This is a genomic window from Enterococcus sp. DIV1537a, assembly GCF_051712085.1.
GTDB classification, from domain to species: domain Bacteria; phylum Bacillota; class Bacilli; order Lactobacillales; family Enterococcaceae; genus Enterococcus; species Enterococcus faecalis.
Window position 1 is genome coordinate 1,513,759 of sequence record NZ_JBIOOE010000001.1, and the last position, 19,237, is coordinate 1,532,995.

Here is a 19,237-nt window from a genome sequence, read left to right on the forward strand (position 1 = left end):
GTATCCTTCACTCCTTTATTCTCTGATTCCCCTATAAATGATTTTCTATTTCTTCGTAAAAGAATCTGGAACAGTCCTCCTCAGACGATTGTTCCAGATTTTTGCTTAAATGGCTTCTGTCGTAAAGGCTCTTGATTCTAAAACTTTTAAAATCGCATTCGCTGTGTCAAGTGAGGTAAACAATGGAATCCCATGTTCGACTGCTTCCCGACGGATTGAAAACCCATCTTGGTTGGCACTGGAACGATTTTTATCCATAGTATTGATTACCACTTGTGCATTCCCATTACGAATGACATCCAGCACGGTTTCCCCTTCAGGATTAGAAATTTTCGTCACTTTCTTAACAGGCAACTGATGCTTCGCTAAAAAGTCAGCGGTTCCTTCCGTTGCGACTAAACTATAGCCAATTGCTGAAAAACGCTTAGCAATTTCTAACGCCTCTTCTTTTGTTTCATCAGCAATGGTGAAAAGTACAGCCCCATAACTTGGTAAATGCAAGCCAGATGCTTCAAAGGCTTTATACAAGGCTTTTTCTAAATAATAATCACTACCCATAACTTCCCCAGTTGATTTCATTTCAGGCCCTAAGTACGTATCTACTTTTTGTAGTTTCGTAAAGGAGAATACAGGGGCTTTCACATGAACTTGTTTACTTTCAGGATATAATCCATCATGATATCCTAGGTCAGTCAGTTTCTCACCAAGAATCGCTTTTGTAGCAACTTGGGCCATCGGAATCCCTGTGATTTTACTTAAGAAAGGAACTGTTCGACTCGCACGAGGATTCACTTCAATCACATAAACACGATTTTCATGAATAACAAATTGAATATTCATCATGCCTACACAGTTTAAACCAAGTGCCAGTTTTTTTGTATAATCGGCAATCGTTGCTTGAATTTCTTGAGAAAGATACTGCGGTGGATAAACCGCCATTGAATCACCAGAATGAACGCCAGCTCGTTCAATATGTTCCATAATCCCTGGAATTAGTACTGTTTCACCATCACAAATGGCATCAACTTCACTTTCTTGTCCCAATAAATAGCTATCAACTAAGACAGGATGTTCTGGAGAAGCTTTGACTGCATGTCGCATATAATCTTCCAAATCCTTTTGATTTTCGACAATTTCCATTGCACGACCACCTAAAACATAACTTGGACGCACTAAAACGGGATAGCCGATACGATCAGCAATCACGACTGCTTCTTCTGCACTTGTGGCCGTATCTCCTGGTGGTTGAGGAATCGCTAACTCTTGCAAAGCTTGTTCAAATAAATCACGATTTTCCGCACGATCTAAATCTTCAATCGTTGTTCCAAGAATTTTAACGCCTTGTTTTGTGAGCGGCTCAGCTAAATTAATCGCTGTTTGTCCACCAAATTGGACGATCACGCCAATCGGATTTTCTAAATCAATCACATTCATGACGTCTTCTAAAGTTAATGGCTCAAAGTATAATTTATCAGAAACAGAGAAATCTGTTGAAACTGTTTCAGGATTACTATTCATAATAATTGCTTCATAACCAGCCGCTTGGATCGCTTTGACAGAATGAACCGTTGCATAATCAAACTCGACCCCTTGACCAATGCGAATGGGGCCAGAACCTAATACTAGTACAGAAGGCTTTTTCGAAACATTGCTTTCGTTTTCCACTTCATACGTGCTATAAAAATAAGGCGTGTGTGATTCAAACTCTGCAGCACACGTATCCACCATTTTATAGACGGGCACAATTTGATTGGCTCTGCGGAAGTCAGCGATGGCTTGTTCTGTTTGTCCCCAAAGTGCTGCGATTTTCCGATCAGAAAAACCATTTTGTTTGGCTTCTTTCAAGACAGCTACGTTGTCCACGTGACTTTCAAGGCTCGTTTCAATTTCGATAATGTGTAAAAGTTTATCCAAGAAGAATAAATCAATTTTCGTTAAACTTTGTAATTCTTCGATGCTATATCCTCTGCGAATGGCTTCTGATAAGTAGAACAATCGATCATCTTGCGCATGGACCATTTTCTTCGTTAATTCTAAATCACTGACATGACTTAGTTCTTCTAACTCGTTGTGATAAGCACCAATTTCTAAAGAACGAACTGCTTTTAATAAGGATTCTTCAATGTTGCGGCCAATTGCCATGACTTCCCCGGTAGCTTTCATTTGCGTTCCTAGTTCTCGAGCACCTTTTTCAAATTTGTCAAAAGGCCAACGAGGAATTTTGGAAACAACATAGTCCAAAGCCGGTTCAAATTCGGCATAAGTGGTTCCAGTAACTGGATTTTTCATTTCATCTAATGTTAAACCAACAGCAATTTTTGCAGCTAACTTCGCAATGGGATACCCTGTGGCTTTACTAGCAAGTGCAGATGAGCGAGAAACACGAGGATTAACTTCAATCACATAATAATTAAAGCTATGCGGGTCCAAAGCTAATTGAACATTACAGCCACCTTCAATTTTTAATGCACGAATAATTTTCAAGGACGCATCTCGTAACATTTGGTATTCATAATCTGATAAAGTTTGACTCGGAGCAAAAACAATCGAATCCCCAGTGTGAATGCCGACAGGATCAAAGTTTTCCATGTTACAAACCACAATCGCATTATCAGCCGAATCACGCATCACTTCATATTCAATTTCTTTAAAACCAGCAATACTTTTTTCAATTAAACATTGTGTAACTGGTGATAATTTCAGACCATTTTCAGCAATTTGGCGGAGTTCTTCTTCCGTATCGCACATGCCGCCGCCTGTTCCACCTAAGGTAAATGCGGGACGAACGATAATTGGATAACCAATTCGTTTGGCAAAAGCCACGGCTTGTTCCACCGTATTGACAATTTCACTTTCTGGAATCGGTTGTTCTAATTCTTCCATCAATTGTTTAAATAAATCACGGTCTTCCGCTTGGTCAATCGCACTGAGCTTTGTTCCTAGCAATTCTACATTTAGCTCATCTAAAATTCCTGATTCCGATAATTCCATCGCCATATTTAATCCAGTTTGACCACCTAATGTTGGTAGAAGAGCATCGGGACGTTCTTTCCGCAAAATTCTTGAGACAAATTCTAAAGTAATCGGTTCAATATAAACATGATCCGCGATTTCTTTATCGGTCATGATGGTTGCTGGATTTGAGTTTACTAAGACAACTTCATACCCTTCTTCTTTTAGCGCTAAACAGGCTTGTGTGCCTGCATAGTCAAATTCTGCTGCTTGTCCAATAATGATTGGTCCTGAACCAATCACCATGATTTTCTTGATGTCCGTTCGTTTTGGCATTAGTTTTGCTCCTTCCATGCATCCATTAATTCCATAAATTCGTCAAATAAATGAAGACCATCGTGCGGTCCTGGAGCCGCATCTGGGTGATATTGCACAGTAAAAGCTGGATAATCTCGATGACGCACGCCTTCAACCGTTCCATCATTGACTTCCACGTGGGTCACAAGTAATTTTTCTGGATCAATTGTTGCTTCATCCACGGCATATCCGTGATTTTGTGAAGTGAAATCAATGCGTCCTGTTGCAATTTCTCGTACAGGATGATTCAACCCGCGATGTCCAAACTTCATCTTATACGTATCCGCACCATTCGCTAATGAAAATAACTGATGACCTAAGCAGATACCGAAAATTGGAACTCTTCCTTGGATTGCTTGAATCATTTCAATAGCTTCAGGCACATCTTTGGGATCTCCAGGCCCATTTGTCAACATGACACCATCGGGACTTAATTCTAAAATCTCTTCGGCCGTTGTATTATAAGGCAACACGGTTAAGTTGCATTGCCGTTTTGATAATTCTCGCAAAATACTATGTTTCAACCCGAAATCAACGACGACTACATTACGCCCAATACCTGGACTCGGATAAGGTTTAGTGGTGGAGACTTGTGCCACTTGATTTTTCGGCATGACCGTCGCTTTTAGTTGATCAAATGCATGCGGCAAATCATCCACGGCATCAATGATGCTCCCCTTCATTGTTCCAGCTGATCGTAACTTACGAGTCAGCGCACGCGTATCAATTCCTGAAATTCCCGGAATCCCTTTGCGCTTTAAAAATTCATCCAAGGTCATTTGTTGACGCCAATTTGAAGCAACCCGCGCATGCTCTTTAACAATGACACCTTTACAGGTTGGTGCAATGGATTCATAATCATCTCGGTTGACCCCGTAATTTCCAACTAATGGATACGTAAAAGTAATCATTTGTCCATTAAAACTTTGGTCAGTAATTGCTTCTTGGTAACCTGTCATGCCAGTAGTAAAAACAACTTCTCCTACTACATTGCCTTCTGCACCAAACGCTTTTCCTTCAAATACTGTTCCGTCTTCTAAAATCAATAACCTTTTCAAACCTACTGCGCCTCCTCCGACCAAGCTAATGCTCCGTCAACAAATGTCATAAGTGTCTTTCCTTTGACTGTCCACCCTGTAAATGGTGTATTGACAGCCATTGATTCAAATGCTTCTGCATCAATTGGTGCAGCTGTTGCTAAGTCAAAAACTGCAATATCTGCTGGTACACCAATTGTTAGTGTTCCTGCGTTTAATCCAAAAATTTCTGCCGGTTTCACTGCCATCCAATCAATCACTTGTTCTAACGTGAAAATGCCTGTTTCGACAAAGTTCGTATAAATCAATTGGAAAGCCGTTTCACTACCGACAATACCAAAAGGTGCATTTAAAAATGATTGTTGTTTTTCTTCTAAACCATGGGGCGCATGGTCGGTAGCAATACAATCAATCGTGCCATCTAACAAGCCGTCAATCAATGCTTGTCGATCTGCTAAACCACGTAATGGCGGGTTCATTTTCCAAAACCCTTCGTCACCAGGAATATCCTCATCGACTAAAATTAAATGGTGTGGCGAAACTTCGGCTGTTACGTGAATCCCTGCTTTTTTAGCATCCCGAATAACGCGCACGCTTTCTTCTGTTGAAACATGACAAACATGATAATGAACGCCTGTTTCTTTTGCTAAAGTAATATCCCGAGCAATTTGTGAAGCTTCCGTTGCACTTAAAATCCCTGGTAGGCCTAATTTCTTAGAAACTTCGCCTTCATGCATCACACCACCAAATAATAAAGATTCATCTTCCGTGTGCGCAACAAGCGCCATATTTAATGCAGCCGCTTCTTTCATGGCTAAGTACATCGTTCCTGCCGTTTGGACACCAACACCATCATTCGTAAATGCAAAGGCGCCCGCTTCTTTTAAGGCCTTCTGATTGGTTAAAACTTCACTCCGTAGCTCTTCTGTAATGGGGGCATATTGTAAAACTTTCACGACTGCATCTTTTTGAATTAAGTCGTAAACCTCACTTAATTTTTCAGCCGTATCTGGTACTGGATTCAAATTGGGCATTGCGCAAACCGTAGTAAAACCACCGCGAGCAGCAGCTTTACTGCCCGTTTTAATCGTTTCTTTATACGTAAAGCCTGGTTCTCTAAAGTGAACATGCACATCGACCAAGCCTGGCGTGATTAGTTGCCCGTTCGCATCAAACACTTGCTCAAAATCTGCTTCGTCAAACGATTCCCCGATTGCGTGAATCACACCATTTTCTAGCCAAAGTGCTGCCTCAATCAATTGATTCTCTTTTTTGATGATTTTCCCATTCTTAATTAACGTCTTCATTTCTCCACCTAGGCCTTTCCATGTAAAATTGCTTCTAAAATTGCCATGCGCATAAAGACTCCATTACTCATTTGCGCGACGATTCTTGATTGCAGACTTTCCACTAATTCATCTGCCAGTTCAACATCCCGATTGACTGGCGCTGGATGCATAATAATTGCGTGTTTCTGTAAACGAGTTGCCCGTTCGTTGGTTAAACCATATTCCAAATGATAGCCTTCTTTTGAAAAACTTTCCTTACCATCATGACGTTCGTGTTGCACGCGCAGCAACATCATCACATCGACTTTTTCAACAATTTCATCTAATGGCACATATTGTCCATAGACATCAAACTGATGATCGTACCACTCTTCTGGACCTGAAAAATAAATTTCAGCGCCTAAACGGTTTAATAACTGCATATTTGATTTAGCAACGCGAGAATGTGTAATATCTCCCACAATCGCCACTTTCAAGCCTTCAAATCCACCAAATTCTTCATAAATAGTCATCAGATCCAATAAACATTGTGTAGGGTGTTGTCCACTCCCGTCCCCACCGTTAATAATAGAACATTGAATCGTTTTACTTTGAATCAATTCATCGTAATAATTTTCTTTACCATGACGAATGACTGCTACATCTACACCAATTGCCGACATCGTTAGTACTGTATCGTATAACGTTTCTCCTTTTTGAACAGAACTTCTACTTGCTTCAAACTCAATCACTTCTAAGCCTAATTTTTTCTCAGCTACCTCAAAACTTTTATGTGTTCGAGTACTATTTTCAAAAAACAAGTTTGTTGCAAAATATTGACGTTCTTCTGGGTGCCATTTTGCCCCCTGTTTAAATTCTCCTGCGCGACGGATTAACCCCATGACTTCACGGTCGGTTAAAGCCTCAGCAGTTAAAAGATGTTTTAAACTAATTCGTTCAGATGTAATAATCATTCGTCCAGTCCTCCTACTGTTCTTCGCTACGTGCGTTTTCCGGTAAAATTAAATTCAAAACAATTCCTAAGACGGTTGCTAATGCCATTGAAGACAATTCAAAGGTTCCTACTTTGAAGACTAAGCCACCAATGCCGATGACTAAAATTACTGAAGCAATCAATAAATTCTTTTTCTTATCAAAATTAATCTTATTATCGATTAAGATTTTCAAACCACTTGCGGCAATCACACCGAACAAGACGAAACTAATTCCTGAAATAACTGGTCCTGGGATACTTAGAATCAAGGCACTTAATTTTCCAACAAAGCCTAAAGCTACAGCGAACACCGCGGCTCCACCAATCACGAAGACACTGTGTACTCTTGTAATTGCCAGCACGCCGATATTTTCACCATAACTTGTAACTGGTGGTCCACCAACAAAACCTGCTACAATTTGCGCTAAGCCATCTCCCATTAAAGTTTTAGATAAGCCTGGGTCTTGGAAAAAGTTGCGCTTGGTTAACTTATTCAAGACCATTAAATGACCAATATGTTCTGTCATTGTTACAAAAGCAATTGGTGCCATTGTTGTAATGGCATTTAAATACAATTTCGGTTCATATTGAACAAAAGGTACTTCAAAATTCGGTAAAGCAAACCACGCAGCTTCTTTAATAGGGGTTAAATCAATAATTCCGAAAGCTAAAGCGACTAGGTACCCACTGACAATTCCCAAAAGAATTGGAATTAATCCTAGGAAGCCTTTGAAAAACATGTTGTAAAAAATGGTTAAGCCTAAAGTAATCAAGGCTACGGCAATATATTTAAAATCATAAACGTTGTTGTTATACATTGCGTTATTTGCGGCATTAGCTGCCAAGCCTAAACCGATAACCATCACGACAGGTCCTACAACGATAGGCGGTAAAATTTTATCCAACCAGTCGGAACCAATTTTTTTAATGATTAATGAAACGATTAGGTATACCAAGCCGGTTGTCATAGCACCTTGGGCAATGGCTGGATAACCATCACTCTTCATTAACATCTGCATCGCTGCAATAAAAGCAAAGCTACTGCCAAGATAAGCGGGGATTTTTCCTTTTGTAGTAATCAGATAGACCATTGTTCCTAATCCTGAACTGACTAAAGCAATCCCTGGGTCAATTCCCACTAAGATTGGTACTAAAACCGTTGCACCAAACATCGTAAATAAATGTTGTAAACTTAGGCCAACCCAGTGAAAAGCTTGCGGTCTGTCTTTAATATCTAAGACTGCATCCTCATTTCGAAATTCTTTTTCTGACAACGTTGTTCACTCCTTTTTATTCGTTTCCTTTACTAATCATAATACGATCTGCGCCGTCACGCTCTTCCATTTCCACAATAATTTCCTCAGTTTTTGATGTTGGAATATTTTTTCCTACATAATCGGCACGAATCGGTAGTTCCCGATGCCCACGATCTACTAAGACTGCTAAAGAGATTTTTCTCGGACGACCTAAATCCATAACAGCGTCCATCGCAGCACGAATGGTCCGGCCCGTGTACAAGACATCATCCACTAAAATAACTTCTTTACCTTCAATTGAGACTGGTACGTCAGAAGAATGTAATTCAGGTTCCTCCATATCTTTCACATCATCACGATACAAAGTAATATCTAATTCACCAACTGGCACGTCAATGTCTTCTAATTGTTTTAAGCGTTCGGCTAGACGCTGTGCAATGTATATCCCACGCGTTTTAATTCCTACTAAAACAATGTCTTGAATTCCTTTGTTTCTTTCAATAATTTCATACGAGATTCGAGTAAGCGCTCGTTTCATTGTGACTGCGTCAACAACTTCTTTCTTTGGCATAATAATTTCCTCCTCATTTCTTTTTTATCTACGTCCTCGCTGTCTTGGGGTCAGCGATTCTTCCTTCAATTGAGCAGCTGAAAAATAAGTGGATTTTTATTGAAATTGTCCTGTTATTTTTTCCAACAAAAAATCCTCCTACCCGTATGAGGATAGGAGGATGTTGGTTACAGTTTAAAAAGGTACAAGGGTACCATGTAGCCCACACAACTTACTAACTAAGCGCACCTAGTGTTCTTTTGCATGATTCCTTCTTAGCCTCACGGGACTAAACTTAAAGGTTACAGTTATTTAGTTATTTTTCTTCTTAAAAAAGAGTTTACCTCTTCTTCAGAAAAAAATCAATGATTATTTCTTAATTGGTGTAAAGTTTTTTCAAAAACTTCTGGTAAAGGTGCTTCAAAGACTAATTGTTCACCTGTAGTAGGATGTGTAAAGCCTAATAACTTCGCATGTAAAAATTGTCCATTGCCAGGCAATGTTTTTTTCGGTCCATATAACGGATCTCCAGCTAATGGATAACCGATATATTTCATGTGAACACGGATTTGATGTGTCCGGCCTGTTTCTAGTTGTAATTCAACTAAGGTAAATGCATCAAAACGCTCTAAAACAGTAAAATGCGTGACTGCTTCTTTACCGCCTTCAATGACCGCTTGCATTTTTCGGTCAACCTTGGAACGACCAATAGGCGCATTTATCTCTCCCTTATCGTGAGGAATAACACCGTGGACCAAGGCGACGTATTTGCGTAACGATGTTTTTTCTTTTAGCTGTTTCGCTAATGATTCATGGGCTTGATCATTTTTAGCCACCATCAATAGCCCCGAAGTATCTTTATCAATTCGATGAACAATTCCGGGTCGCACCACATCATTAATCGCCGATAAGTGATCCGCATGATGAAGTAACGCGTTCACTAATGTACCATTGGGATGCCCTGCCGAAGGATGAACAACCATGCCTTGAGGTTTGTTGACGACAATCACATCATTGTCTTCATAAACAATGGTCAAAGGAATATCCTCTGCTACCATATCTAGAACTTCTGGTTCAGGAATTGTTACAACAATTTCATCGCCTGCTGTAACTTTGTAATTTGCGCGGACCGTTTCACCGTTAACTGTTACGTGTTTTTCTTTTAACCATTGTTGAATTTGCGAGCGGGAATGATTGGGTAAATGTTCACTTAATACTTTGTCAATCCGGCCTTTTTCTGTTTGAATCGTTACGTTAATTTGTTCCATTTTTGCCTTCCTTTGCTGCTTTTTCATCTAAAATCAAATAAATAAATATACAAATAACGCCGACCACTAACGTACTATCTGCAACATTAAAAATAGGAAAGTTCATAAAATCCGTTTGGAGCATGTCCACCACGTAGCCTAAACGTACACGATCAATAAAATTCCCAATGGCACCTGCTAAGACAAAAGACAAACCTACAGAATACCAGACACTTTTTTTATAATTCTTAATTAATAAATAAATAATCACGACACTAACAATTACTGTGATGACATAAAAGAATATCATCTTTCCTTCTAATAAGCTCCAAGCAGCTCCGGTATTTCTTAAATGGGTCAGAGACAAAAATCCAGGAATGAATTCTTTTGTTTCACCCAAAGAAATGTTTTGGACCGTCAAATATTTGCTCCATTGGTCAAGCCCTACTAATAAGGCACTGATTAAAAAATATACTACTAACAATCGCGTCATTCCTTTTCTCTATGAATACTTGCTAAATCTCTTGGTCGAACAATGCCTACTAACTCACCGTTAGGATGGCCACTTTTACTAATAAGCACAGCTTCTAAGCGTGGCTGCTCCCGAAACATTTGTTCAACTTCAAAAACGGTTGCTTCAATTGAAACAAATTGATAGTTGCTGCGTTTATAATTTGATGCCAACAATTCTCGCACCGTTCGGTTGGCAATGTGAACTTCGCCTTTGGTGCTCTCAATGGCAAACCATACACCAATCCCTCGAACCGTGATTAATCCTTTAAATACACCTTTTTCATAAATCGGAAATTGAGAATATTGTTTTTTTGCAATAATCGTTAATAACGTTTCTAAAGAAGTGATGATTTCAAAAGCTGTAACACGTTTCGCAAATTTAGGCACTACTTTTTCTGGTTTTGTTAAAGCTTGTTCAATCGTTTCAATTCGTTGAACTGCCCATTCGTTTGGCTCTGCAATTACAAAATCATCAGCAATTCGCTCATGAACGATGGCATTTCTTAACTGAGCCATTTGAAGCAAATCCTCTTCAAATTGAGCAATCTGTCCTTTTTCTTTTCGGGAAAGACGTCTTGTCATTTCACTGAATCCCATATTGACAGGATTGTTCAGTCTCTCTCTCATCCACTTTTCAATGCGATTAAAGTGTGCTAAAAATGTATCTGCTCGTTCCCCCATAGTCGTTGCTCCTTATAATAAACTACGCAATAAATTTCCGTCATTATTTTTTATTGAGCTACTTTCAAGTATATACTAAAAATAGGTCTCAGGAAAGAGCGGCTTTAAAAGAGACCTCTCGCTTGACCCGTTTCGTCCACATCCATATTTAACGCAGCAGGAACTTTCGGCAAGCCAGGCATCGTTAAAATGTCACCCGTTAACGCCACGATAAACCCCGCACCGATTTTTGGAACTAGTTCACGAATCGTAATCGTAAATCCTTCTGGCCGTCCTAATTTTTGAGGATCGTCAGAAAGTGAATACTGTGTCTTCGCCATGCAAATTGGTAATTGATCCCAACCATTTTTTGTAAAGTCTGCAATTTGCTTTTGTGCTTTCGGAGAAAAAATCGCCTGTTCCCCGCCGTAAATCGTTTGTACAATGGCTTGAATTTTTTCTTCAATTGTTTGGCGAGGGTTATACAAAGGTTGAAACTGCTTTGTATTGGCTTCAATCTCTGCTACCACTGTTTTCGCTAGATTCGTGCCACCTGCGCCACCTTGCGCCCAAACACTTGTTAACTCGACGGGCACGCCTAACGCTTGGCAGGCTTCTTTCAACAGTTGAATTTCCTTCTCTGTATCCTGTGTAAACTCATTAATTGCAACAACTACTGGTACATCATAACGTTGCATGTTTTGAATATGTTTTTCTAAGTTGGCAAAGCCTTTTTGTAACGCTGGTAAATTTTCTTCTGCTAACTGATCTTTCGCCAAACCGCCATGCATTTTCAACGCGCGAATCGTTGCCACAATCACAACGGCATCGGGTGCTTTTCCTAAAGAAGGTACTTTAATATCTAAAAATTTTTCGCCACCTAAGTCGCCACCAAAACCTGCTTCTGTTACAACATAATCCCCTAGATGCAAAGCCGTTTTTGTCGCTAAAATACTGTTACATCCATGAGCGATATTGGCAAAAGGACCACCGTGAACAAAAGCTGGAGTTCCTTCAATCGTTTGAACTAAATTAGGTTTTAAGGCGTCTTTTAATAATAAAGTCAGGGCACCTGCCACGTTTAAATCTTTAACCGTCACCGGCTCTCTTTGGTCATTATAGGCGACAATAATCCGACTTAAGCGTTCTTTTAAGTCCGTTAAATTTTGCGCTAAACAAAGAATCGCCATAATTTCGCTTGCCACAGTAATATCGAAACCGTCTTCTCTTGGTACACCTTGGAAAGGACCGCCTAAACCAACAACGACCTGTCTGAGCGCACGATCATTTAGATCCACTGCCCGTTTCCAAATCACCCGTCGAGAATCAATCTTTAATTCATTTCCTTGCTGTAAATGATTATCTAGTAACGCAGCTAAGGCATTATTGGCTGTCGTAATCGCATGCATATCACCAGTAAAATGCAAATTGATTTCTTCCATTGGTAATACTTGTGCGTAACCGCCACCTGTTGCGCCACCTTTAATCCCCATCACAGGACCTAATGATGGTTCTCTTAGGGCAATAACGGTTTTTTTATTGATTTGATTTAATGCATCTCCTAAACCAATGGTCACGGTTGACTTTCCTTCTCCTGCTGGCGTTGGATTAATCGACGTAACGAGGATTAATTTACCTTCTGGTTGCGCTTCTAAGGATTGAAGCGTTGGAAAATCTATTTTCGCTTTGTATTTCCCATAAAGTTCTAGCGAATCTTCTGAAAGACCGATTGTTTCGGCAATCTCTTGAATAGGTTTTAATGTTGCTGCTTGTGCAATGTTAATATCTGTCTTCATAACGGACCCCTTTTCAATTCTTTATCGTCTTTGTGACACATTGTTTCTTTTAAATTATAGCTTGTATTGAATAGAATGGCTAGAATAACCTTTTTTAAACAACCCAACCATTGACGTTTGGTAGCCTTTTCTCGTATAATGAAAGTGTCTTTACAAATCTAAAAGGAGCGTGAATTGGATGCAAAAAGGAATTGTCAAATGGTTCGATAACAGAAAAGGCTATGGTTTTATCGTTTACAACGAAGAAGATGAGATTTTTGTCCACTTCACTGCTATAGAAGGTGACGGATTCAAATCACTTGATGAGAATCAATCTGTAGAGTTCGAGATAATGGAAGGCAATCGTGGGCTACAAGCAGCACATGTCAAAAAAATAGATAACTAAAAAAGCTGAACCAACAACGCTTTGCTCCAAAAAGTAAGTAAACGTAGCGTTTGTTTCAGCTGATTATTTTAAGATTTTGAGAGTGGGTCACCAGTCGTTTCGACTTATGACTCACTCTTGTTTTTTTCTTCTTTTTTATGAAGGCCCAAAGAATGATCTTCTGCTACCTTCAATTCAGGCTTTTTTATCTTAAGTGCCTCAAGAAATAACGGAATCGTTTTCTTTTTCATTAAAAAGACTTTTGAGCCTTCCTTAAATTCTGAGGAAAAAATTTCGATGCTTTTTTCATTGTAGGTTACTTTTTCTATCTGAGAAAGCGGAAGTGCTTTTTTGCGAAACCATAAAACATCTCTGACAATTAAAGATGTTTCTGTCATGTTAAAAGACCGCGCAATTCCTAGATAAGCAAACACAAAAAATGGAACCATCACCAGATTACTAATCAAGTAAGGACCATTATTTTCCAATGCTAAAATTAAACTAATAAATAATATACAAAATGTGCAAGACCAGTAAATAATTGTTGATGCTAATTCTGGCTGCCAATAGAATTTCTGTTTTTTCATAAAGTGCCCTCACTACTTCTGGATCAACGCCGCTAAATTTAAATATGTTATAATAGTAACATACTTTTTTTAAGAACAAAAAGAAATTAGGAGTAATTTTATGTTAAGAATTTATGTAGATGCTGCAACAAAAGGCAATCCAGGTGAATCTGGCGGCGGTATCGTTTACCTCACCGACCAATCGCGGCAACAATTGCATGTGCCTTTAGGCATTGTTAGTAATCACGAAGCCGAATTTAAAGTGCTGATTGAAGCTTTAAAACAAGCGATTGCCAATGAAGACAATCAACAAACCGTTCTTCTCCACTCAGATAGTAAAATTGTTGTCCAAACAATTGAAAAAAACTATGCTAAAAATGAAAAGTACCAGCCTTATTTAGCAGAATATCAACAACTAGAAAAGAATTTCCCTTTGCTCTTAATCAAATGGCTACCTGAAAGTCAAAACAAAGCGGCCGATATGCTCGCACGGCAAGCATTACAAAAATTTTATCCCAATAAAAAGTAGCACAGATTAGTCAATGCTTTTCCTTTATTAATTTGATAGTTAAGCGTGGAGCAAAAATCCCTAGTGTTTTTTGCTCCACGCTTAAAAACAGATAAACGGTTCTGTCTCAACCTCTTCTTATAACCACTTATTCTTCTGTCGTTATTCCCGCAAATTGTCCATTGGTTAGCGAAAGGATTGCTTCAGGCGCTAATTCAATTTGCATGCCACGTTTGCCTGCAGAAACAATAATTGCAGAATATTGTTGAGCTTCTTCAGCCAAATAGGTGGGAAATTGTTTTTTCATCCCAATTGGGGAACAGCCCCCACGAATATAGCCTGTGGTTGCTTCTAAATCTTTTAAGTGAAGCATTTCTACCTTTTTGTTGCCACTAGCTTTCGCTAATTTTTTCAAATCTAATTCTTGATTACCAGGAATGACAGCCACGACTGGACCTGTTTTATTACCTACTGTAACCAAGGTTTTAAAAATTCGTCCTTTGTCAATACCTAAACTTTCAGCGACACTTTCTGCACTTAAATGATCTTCACTCCAAGCGAATTCATATTCTTTATATGGTACTTTATGTTGTTCTACCATGCGCATCGCATTCGTTTTTTGTTGTGTTTTTTTCTTTGCCACTTTTTTCACCTTCTGAATCACTTGTTTTGTTCGAATGTCTTTAAATAATTTCTTAATACTTGTACGGATAGTTGGCCTGGTGCAGACGCTTGCTGGGCTGAGCCAAAAGTTAGTGCCGACCCGAACAGTTGACCTGTTACGCGACTAATCATCCCTAACTGTCCCATTGACATAGTAACGATTGGGACGGATGCATAATGGGTGTACATTTCATTGGTTGCTGAAAGTAACGTAAGTACATCTGTCGCATCTTGTGGCATCACAGCTATTTTACAAATATCCGCCTGACGCATTTGCATTTGGCGTAACCGCGCGACAATCTCCTCTTGCGACGGTGTTTTCTGAAAGTCGTGATTACAGAGAACAATTTTAATCCCCGCCTTTTTAGCTTCGTGAATTAACGTATCTGCCGCCAGCGGATTCGCAAATAATTCAATATCTAATAAATCCAACGCACCCTTTTTCACTAATTCATGATACAAAGCAAAATAATTTTCCTCAGAAAAAGCCATTTCGCCGCCTTCTTTTTGTGTACGAAAAGTTAACAATAACGGTTTTTGCCCCAACCGTTCCATTACTTGTTGTGAAAGATTACATACATCGGAAAAATCAGCGACATTTTCATAATAGTCTAAACGCCATTCCACCAAATCACAATCTAGTGTTTGGCTCGCCGTTGCTTCGGCCAAAATATCCTCGGCTGTTCGAGCAACAATGGGCACCACAATTTTGGGATTGCCTTCACCTATTCGCACATGTTTGACTATAACTGGCTTCACAGTTCCACCTAACTTCCTCGTTTATTTTTCTCTCTTCATATCATACCATTTCTCTTCTTTTTTGCAATTTAAAGAGCTACAAAGACACCTAGAATTAGGAATTTCCTAACACTAAATGCCTTTGTTTGGGTTATTTAACTCTTTCTGTTGTTACGTTAAACTTCCGTACTTTGTAACTGATACATATCCGCATAAAGGCCACCTTCTGCCAGTAACGTTTCGTGCGTTCCTCGTTCTACAATCTGCCCTTTGTCTAAAACTAAAATCAAGTTTGCATCACGAATCGTCGAAAGGCGATGCGCAATCGCAATTGTCGTTCTCCCTTGACGCATTTTGGCTAATCCTTCTTGAATCAATCCTTCTGTTTCTGTATCAATATTAGCAGTTGCTTCATCTAAAACTAAAATTTTGGGATCAGTCACAATCGTTCGTGCAAACGAAATTAATTGACGTTGTCCGCTAGAATAACTCGCTCCTCGTTCAATGACTTTCGCATGATAGGTATTGGGTAACGTGTGAATAAATTTATCCGCCTGAACAAATTCCGCAGCCTGTTTAATTTGTTCATCTGTAATATTGGGATTCAGTAAACGGATATTTCCAGCAATATCTCCATAAAACATGAAAGCGTCCTGTAATACCAAGCCCATCTTTTCCCGTAATTCTGTCATGGGAAAATCACGAATATCACGATCATCAATTAAAATCTGCCCTTCATAAAATTCATAGAAACGCATGAGTACATTAATAATTGAACTTTTACCACTTCCTGTATGACCGACTAAAGCGACGGTTTCCCCGGGATTTGCGACAAAGCTAATATTTTTCAATACTTCATTTTTGCCGTCATAAGAAAAAGTAACATTGCGAAATTCAATTTTCCCGCGAATAATTTCCCCATTCGCACCTACTGATTGTTGCGGCGTTAATTCTTCCGTATCCATAATTTTTAAAATACGGCTACCTGCGACAATCCCATCTGTGAAGATACTTAGGAAGTCCATCATTTGTGTCATCGGATTAAAAAAAGCTTGGACATACGTTACAAAAGCATAAATCATCCCCGCTTCAACAGGAGAATGTAAAGCATCGATGCCAAACATAGTTAAGGCCAATGCAATCGCCAATGTATACAACAAATTAATGATGGGACTTAATAATAATGAATTCATACGAATCATTGCTACTCGTGTTTTTAAATAATCATCATTGGTTTCCTCAAATTCGTTTTCCAAACGCTTTTCTTGGCGAAATTGTTGAATGATTTGCATACCAGAGATGTATTCATTTAGTTTGGTGTTTAATTGACTTAATTTTTCCCGCATACTGCGATATAATTTTGAACTAAATTTTTGGTAATACCAAATTACAACTAATAAAATTGGCAAGAAAATTAGACAATAAAATGAAATTTCTGGACTGAGTTGAAACATTGCAAAAAATGACGAGATTACGGCAAAAATTCCTGTAATCACCATTAAGAATACATACCAGAATTCAAACAATGTTTCTGTGTCATTTGTAACACGAGACACCGTCGAACCCGCTGGTGTTTGATCAAAATAACGCATACCTAAAGTGTGTAATTTTTCAAATAATTTCACTCGTATATATTGATACGTTTTTAAAGAAGCCATCGAATACAAATACCATTGGAAAAACCAAACAATACTTTTGACAATGACACCAAAAAAATAAATAGCAGCAAAAGTTAGAATCACTTGCATTGTAGCAGTTTTAGGCGTTAAATAATTATCCATAAAAACTTGAATGACTCTAGGCAAAAGAATATTGATAATTGATAAGCCAAACGCAAAGAGAATAGCTGTGTAAAACATGCGCCGAAACGGTTTGGCAAAACGAAACAAACGCTGAACAATCGTTAATTGTTCTTTCAACGGTAATTCTCTGGACCATTCGGATTGATACTTTTCTTCCATTAACTCTCATTCCCTTCAATTTTCGCTTCTAATTGCTGTTTTTCCCACATCCGCTGATACCAACCCTTCTGAGCCAGTAACTCCTGATGCGTCCCCCGTTCAATAATTTCCCCTTCATCCAACACTAAGATTTCTTTTGCATGCATGACACTACTTAAACGATGCGCTGTAATAATAGTGGTTTTTTCTTGGCGCGTTTCTTTTAGATTTGATAAAATCGCCTCTTCAGTCTTCGCATCGACTGCAGATAAGGCATCGTCTAAAATTAACAATTCTGGTTCAACAATCAAGGCCCGTGCAATAGAAATCCGTTGTTTTTGTCCTCCAGAAAGCGAAACGCCACGTTCCCCAACCATTGTGTCATAGCCTTCAGGGAATGCTTTAATTTCTTGGTTAATAAATGCTAATGCTGCCGCTTTTTCAACTGCCGCTTGTTCCAAGTCTGGTTTAGCAAAACGAATGTTATCTCGTACCGTCATGGAAAAGAGAAAATGGTCCTGTGGCACGTAACCCATTGCACCCATCAATGCATCTAATGTGTAATTTTTAATGTCATGTTTTCCAAAGGAAATCGTTCCTTGGTATTGGTCATATTCACGCATCAACAACTTCAAAATAGTGGTTTTACCAGCGCCTGTTTTGCCAACAATCCCCAAAGTTTCTCCTTCTTGCAACGAAAATTGGATATTTTCCAACGCCACTGCCTCTTCTTTTGGATAAGAAAAAGAATCAATCTTCATTGAAATTGTTCCTTGCGCCATTGTTTTGATGGCATCTTTTCGTTCGATAATATGCGTTTTTTCATGTAATAATTCGTTCACACGATCGTAACTAGCATTCCCACGTTCTAACACATTAAATAAGCGCCCAATCGCAAACATTGGCCAAACTAGCATCCCAATATAGGCAATGAAAGAGACCAACTGACCTAAACTAATCGTTCCTTCCATGATGAAACGACCACCAATAATAATTGTCAAAACATAAGAAACACCAATAATCAGCGTAATAAATGGATCAAACAGTGCATCTAAAAAGTTCGTTCGTTTATTTTTGACGATAGCATCATCAATTTTCTCTGTAAAATCAGCAAGATCTTCTTGTTCTTGCCCAAATGTTTTAATGACTTTAATTCCAGTGATACTTTCTTGTGTTTTATCATTAATCGCCGAAAAAGCAGCTTGTGAATCTCGAAAGGCATCATGCAACTTAGAACCTAGAACTCGTGAAGTGACGGCTAATAAAGGCAGCGGTAATAAAGCAATTAATGTTAAGCGCCAATCGACAAATAGAACCATTGCGATAATCGTTGTTCCTCCCGTAATCACAGAGTCGGCAAACGTTAAAATCCCAGCTCCAGCCACATTTTGGATGGCATTTAAATCATTGGTTGCATGCGCCATCAAGTCACCTGTCCGATATTTCTGATAAAAGATGCTATCCATTTTTGTGAAATGATGAAATAATTGAGTCCGTAGCTCTTTTTCCAAACGAGCCGCACTCCCCCAAATATGCATCCGCCAAATATAGCGAAAAAGATATTGGGCAAGCCCAGCACCAATCAAGAGTGCAACCCACACGATAATTTTCGTTAAGCGAATTTCTTTGTTAACGATTTCATCTACAACGACGCCAATAACTTTGGGCGGGACTAATTGAACAAGAGCGACCATCATTAATGAGAAAACCCCAATAATATAACTTTTTTTCTCTTGCTTAAAAAACCAGCCTAATTTTTTGAATATGGACATTCAGTTGTCCCTCCTTTTACTTTGTTGTTCTACGAAGACTACTTTCGAGCTAGAAG

General features: G+C 38.9%; 17 protein-coding genes. 2 read left to right on the plus strand and 15 right to left on the minus strand.

From position 1 onward, the window contains the following. Positions 1 to 105: 105 nt before the first annotated feature. From carB to IGJ41_RS07595, 10 genes are all read right to left on the minus strand, one after another. Positions 106 to 3,288, minus strand: coding sequence for a carbamoyl-phosphate synthase large subunit (gene carB / locus IGJ41_RS07550; protein ID WP_438714177.1), 3,183 nt, complete (start codon positions 3,286 to 3,288; stop codon positions 106 to 108). After that, on the minus strand, positions 3,288 to 4,367 hold the full coding sequence (locus tag IGJ41_RS07555; protein WP_202524590.1) for a carbamoyl phosphate synthase small subunit: 1,080 nt from the start codon (positions 4,365 to 4,367) through the stop codon (positions 3,288 to 3,290). Before IGJ41_RS07555 ends, carB begins: the two co-directional genes overlap by 1 nt. 2 nt (positions 4,368 to 4,369) lie before the next feature. After that, a complete protein-coding gene (locus tag IGJ41_RS07560) occupies positions 4,370 to 5,653 on the minus strand; it encodes a dihydroorotase (protein WP_202524591.1) in 1,284 nt (427 codons plus the stop codon). A gap of 8 nt (positions 5,654 to 5,661) precedes the next feature. Then, complete coding sequence (locus tag IGJ41_RS07565; RefSeq protein WP_002357411.1) at positions 5,662 to 6,588, minus strand: aspartate carbamoyltransferase catalytic subunit; 927 nt, start codon at positions 6,586 to 6,588, stop codon at positions 5,662 to 5,664. 13 nt (positions 6,589 to 6,601) lie between these two features. Beyond that, entirely contained in the window at positions 6,602 to 7,882 is a 1,281-nt protein-coding gene (locus tag IGJ41_RS07570) for a solute carrier family 23 protein (RefSeq protein WP_002357410.1), read from the minus strand. Positions 7,883 to 7,898: 16 nt separating this feature from the next. Further along, positions 7,899 to 8,438, minus strand: coding sequence for a bifunctional pyr operon transcriptional regulator/uracil phosphoribosyltransferase PyrR (gene pyrR / locus IGJ41_RS07575; RefSeq protein WP_301280621.1), 540 nt, complete (start codon positions 8,436 to 8,438; stop codon positions 7,899 to 7,901). 338 nt (positions 8,439 to 8,776) lie between these two features. Further along, on the minus strand, positions 8,777 to 9,682 hold the full coding sequence (locus IGJ41_RS07580) for an RluA family pseudouridine synthase (RefSeq protein ID WP_002371061.1): 906 nt from the start codon (positions 9,680 to 9,682) through the stop codon (positions 8,777 to 8,779). Then, a complete protein-coding gene (lspA, locus tag IGJ41_RS07585; protein ID WP_002366774.1) occupies positions 9,669 to 10,145 on the minus strand; it encodes a signal peptidase II in 477 nt (158 codons plus the stop codon). Before lspA ends, IGJ41_RS07580 begins: the two co-directional genes overlap by 14 nt. A 5-nt stretch (positions 10,146 to 10,150) precedes the next feature. Then, on the minus strand, positions 10,151 to 10,855 hold the full coding sequence (locus IGJ41_RS07590) for a CBS domain-containing protein (protein ID WP_071981454.1): 705 nt from the start codon (positions 10,853 to 10,855) through the stop codon (positions 10,151 to 10,153). Between the two features lie 104 nt (positions 10,856 to 10,959). Continuing rightward, positions 10,960 to 12,630: a formate--tetrahydrofolate ligase gene (locus tag IGJ41_RS07595; protein WP_071981455.1), complete on the minus strand. Its 1,671-nt coding sequence runs from the start codon at positions 12,628 to 12,630 to the stop codon at positions 10,960 to 10,962. Between the two features lie 178 nt (positions 12,631 to 12,808). Between IGJ41_RS07595 and IGJ41_RS07600 the strand changes: the two genes are divergently transcribed. Further along, a complete protein-coding gene (locus IGJ41_RS07600) occupies positions 12,809 to 13,015 on the plus strand; it encodes a cold-shock protein (RefSeq protein WP_002357404.1) in 207 nt (68 codons plus the stop codon). 104 nt (positions 13,016 to 13,119) lie between these two features. Here the strand turns inward: IGJ41_RS07600 and IGJ41_RS07605 are convergent, their stop codons facing one another. After that, complete coding sequence (locus IGJ41_RS07605; protein WP_002364050.1) at positions 13,120 to 13,581, minus strand: EbsA family protein; 462 nt, start codon at positions 13,579 to 13,581, stop codon at positions 13,120 to 13,122. 100 nt (positions 13,582 to 13,681) lie between these two features. On the opposite strand from IGJ41_RS07605, the gene IGJ41_RS07610 reads away from it, so the two are divergent. Further along, positions 13,682 to 14,089: a ribonuclease HI family protein gene (locus tag IGJ41_RS07610; RefSeq protein WP_002357402.1), complete on the plus strand. Its 408-nt coding sequence runs from the start codon at positions 13,682 to 13,684 to the stop codon at positions 14,087 to 14,089. A 127-nt stretch (positions 14,090 to 14,216) separates the two neighbouring features. Here the strand turns inward: IGJ41_RS07610 and ybaK are convergent, their stop codons facing one another. From ybaK to IGJ41_RS07630, 4 genes are all read right to left on the minus strand, one after another. Continuing rightward, a complete protein-coding gene (ybaK, locus tag IGJ41_RS07615; RefSeq protein ID WP_025186625.1) occupies positions 14,217 to 14,732 on the minus strand; it encodes a Cys-tRNA(Pro) deacylase in 516 nt (171 codons plus the stop codon). Next, entirely contained in the window at positions 14,729 to 15,490 is a 762-nt protein-coding gene (gene aroD, locus IGJ41_RS07620) for a type I 3-dehydroquinate dehydratase (protein WP_071981456.1), read from the minus strand. The genes ybaK and aroD overlap by 4 nt, the downstream gene beginning before the upstream one ends. Before the next feature lie 155 nt (positions 15,491 to 15,645). Further along, the gene (locus IGJ41_RS07625) at positions 15,646 to 17,430 is read right to left on the minus strand and encodes an ABC transporter ATP-binding protein (protein ID WP_010777673.1); all 1,785 of its coding nucleotides are present in this window, start codon (positions 17,428 to 17,430) and stop codon (positions 15,646 to 15,648) included. After that, complete coding sequence (locus IGJ41_RS07630; RefSeq protein ID WP_153854283.1) at positions 17,430 to 19,181, minus strand: ABC transporter ATP-binding protein; 1,752 nt, start codon at positions 19,179 to 19,181, stop codon at positions 17,430 to 17,432. Before IGJ41_RS07630 ends, IGJ41_RS07625 begins: the two co-directional genes overlap by 1 nt. Positions 19,182 to 19,237: the final 56 nt, after the last annotated feature.

Excerpts from the sequence above, each read along its gene's own strand:
- carB (WP_438714177.1), bottom strand. The coding sequence starts at position 3,288 with ATGCCAAAACGAACGGACATCAAGAAAATCATGGTGATTGGTTCAGGA.
- IGJ41_RS07560 (WP_202524591.1), bottom strand. The coding sequence starts at position 5,653 with ATGAAGACGTTAATTAAGAATGGGAAAATCATCAAAAAAGAGAATCAA.
- IGJ41_RS07565 (WP_002357411.1), bottom strand. The coding sequence starts at position 6,588 with ATGATTATTACATCTGAACGAATTAGTTTAAAACATCTTTTAACTGCT.
- IGJ41_RS07580 (WP_002371061.1), bottom strand. The coding sequence starts at position 9,682 with ATGGAACAAATTAACGTAACGATTCAAACAGAAAAAGGCCGGATTGAC.
- IGJ41_RS07590 (WP_071981454.1), bottom strand. The coding sequence starts at position 10,855 with ATGGGGGAACGAGCAGATACATTTTTAGCACACTTTAATCGCATTGAA.
- IGJ41_RS07595 (WP_071981455.1), bottom strand. The coding sequence starts at position 12,630 with ATGAAGACAGATATTAACATTGCACAAGCAGCAACATTAAAACCTATT.
- IGJ41_RS07600 (WP_002357404.1), top strand. The coding sequence starts at position 12,809 with ATGCAAAAAGGAATTGTCAAATGGTTCGATAACAGAAAAGGCTATGGT.
- IGJ41_RS07605 (WP_002364050.1), bottom strand. The coding sequence starts at position 13,581 with ATGAAAAAACAGAAATTCTATTGGCAGCCAGAATTAGCATCAACAATT.
- IGJ41_RS07610 (WP_002357402.1), top strand. The coding sequence starts at position 13,682 with ATGTTAAGAATTTATGTAGATGCTGCAACAAAAGGCAATCCAGGTGAA.
- IGJ41_RS07625 (WP_010777673.1), bottom strand. The coding sequence starts at position 17,430 with ATGGAAGAAAAGTATCAATCCGAATGGTCCAGAGAATTACCGTTGAAA.
- IGJ41_RS07630 (WP_153854283.1), bottom strand. The coding sequence starts at position 19,181 with ATGTCCATATTCAAAAAATTAGGCTGGTTTTTTAAGCAAGAGAAAAAA.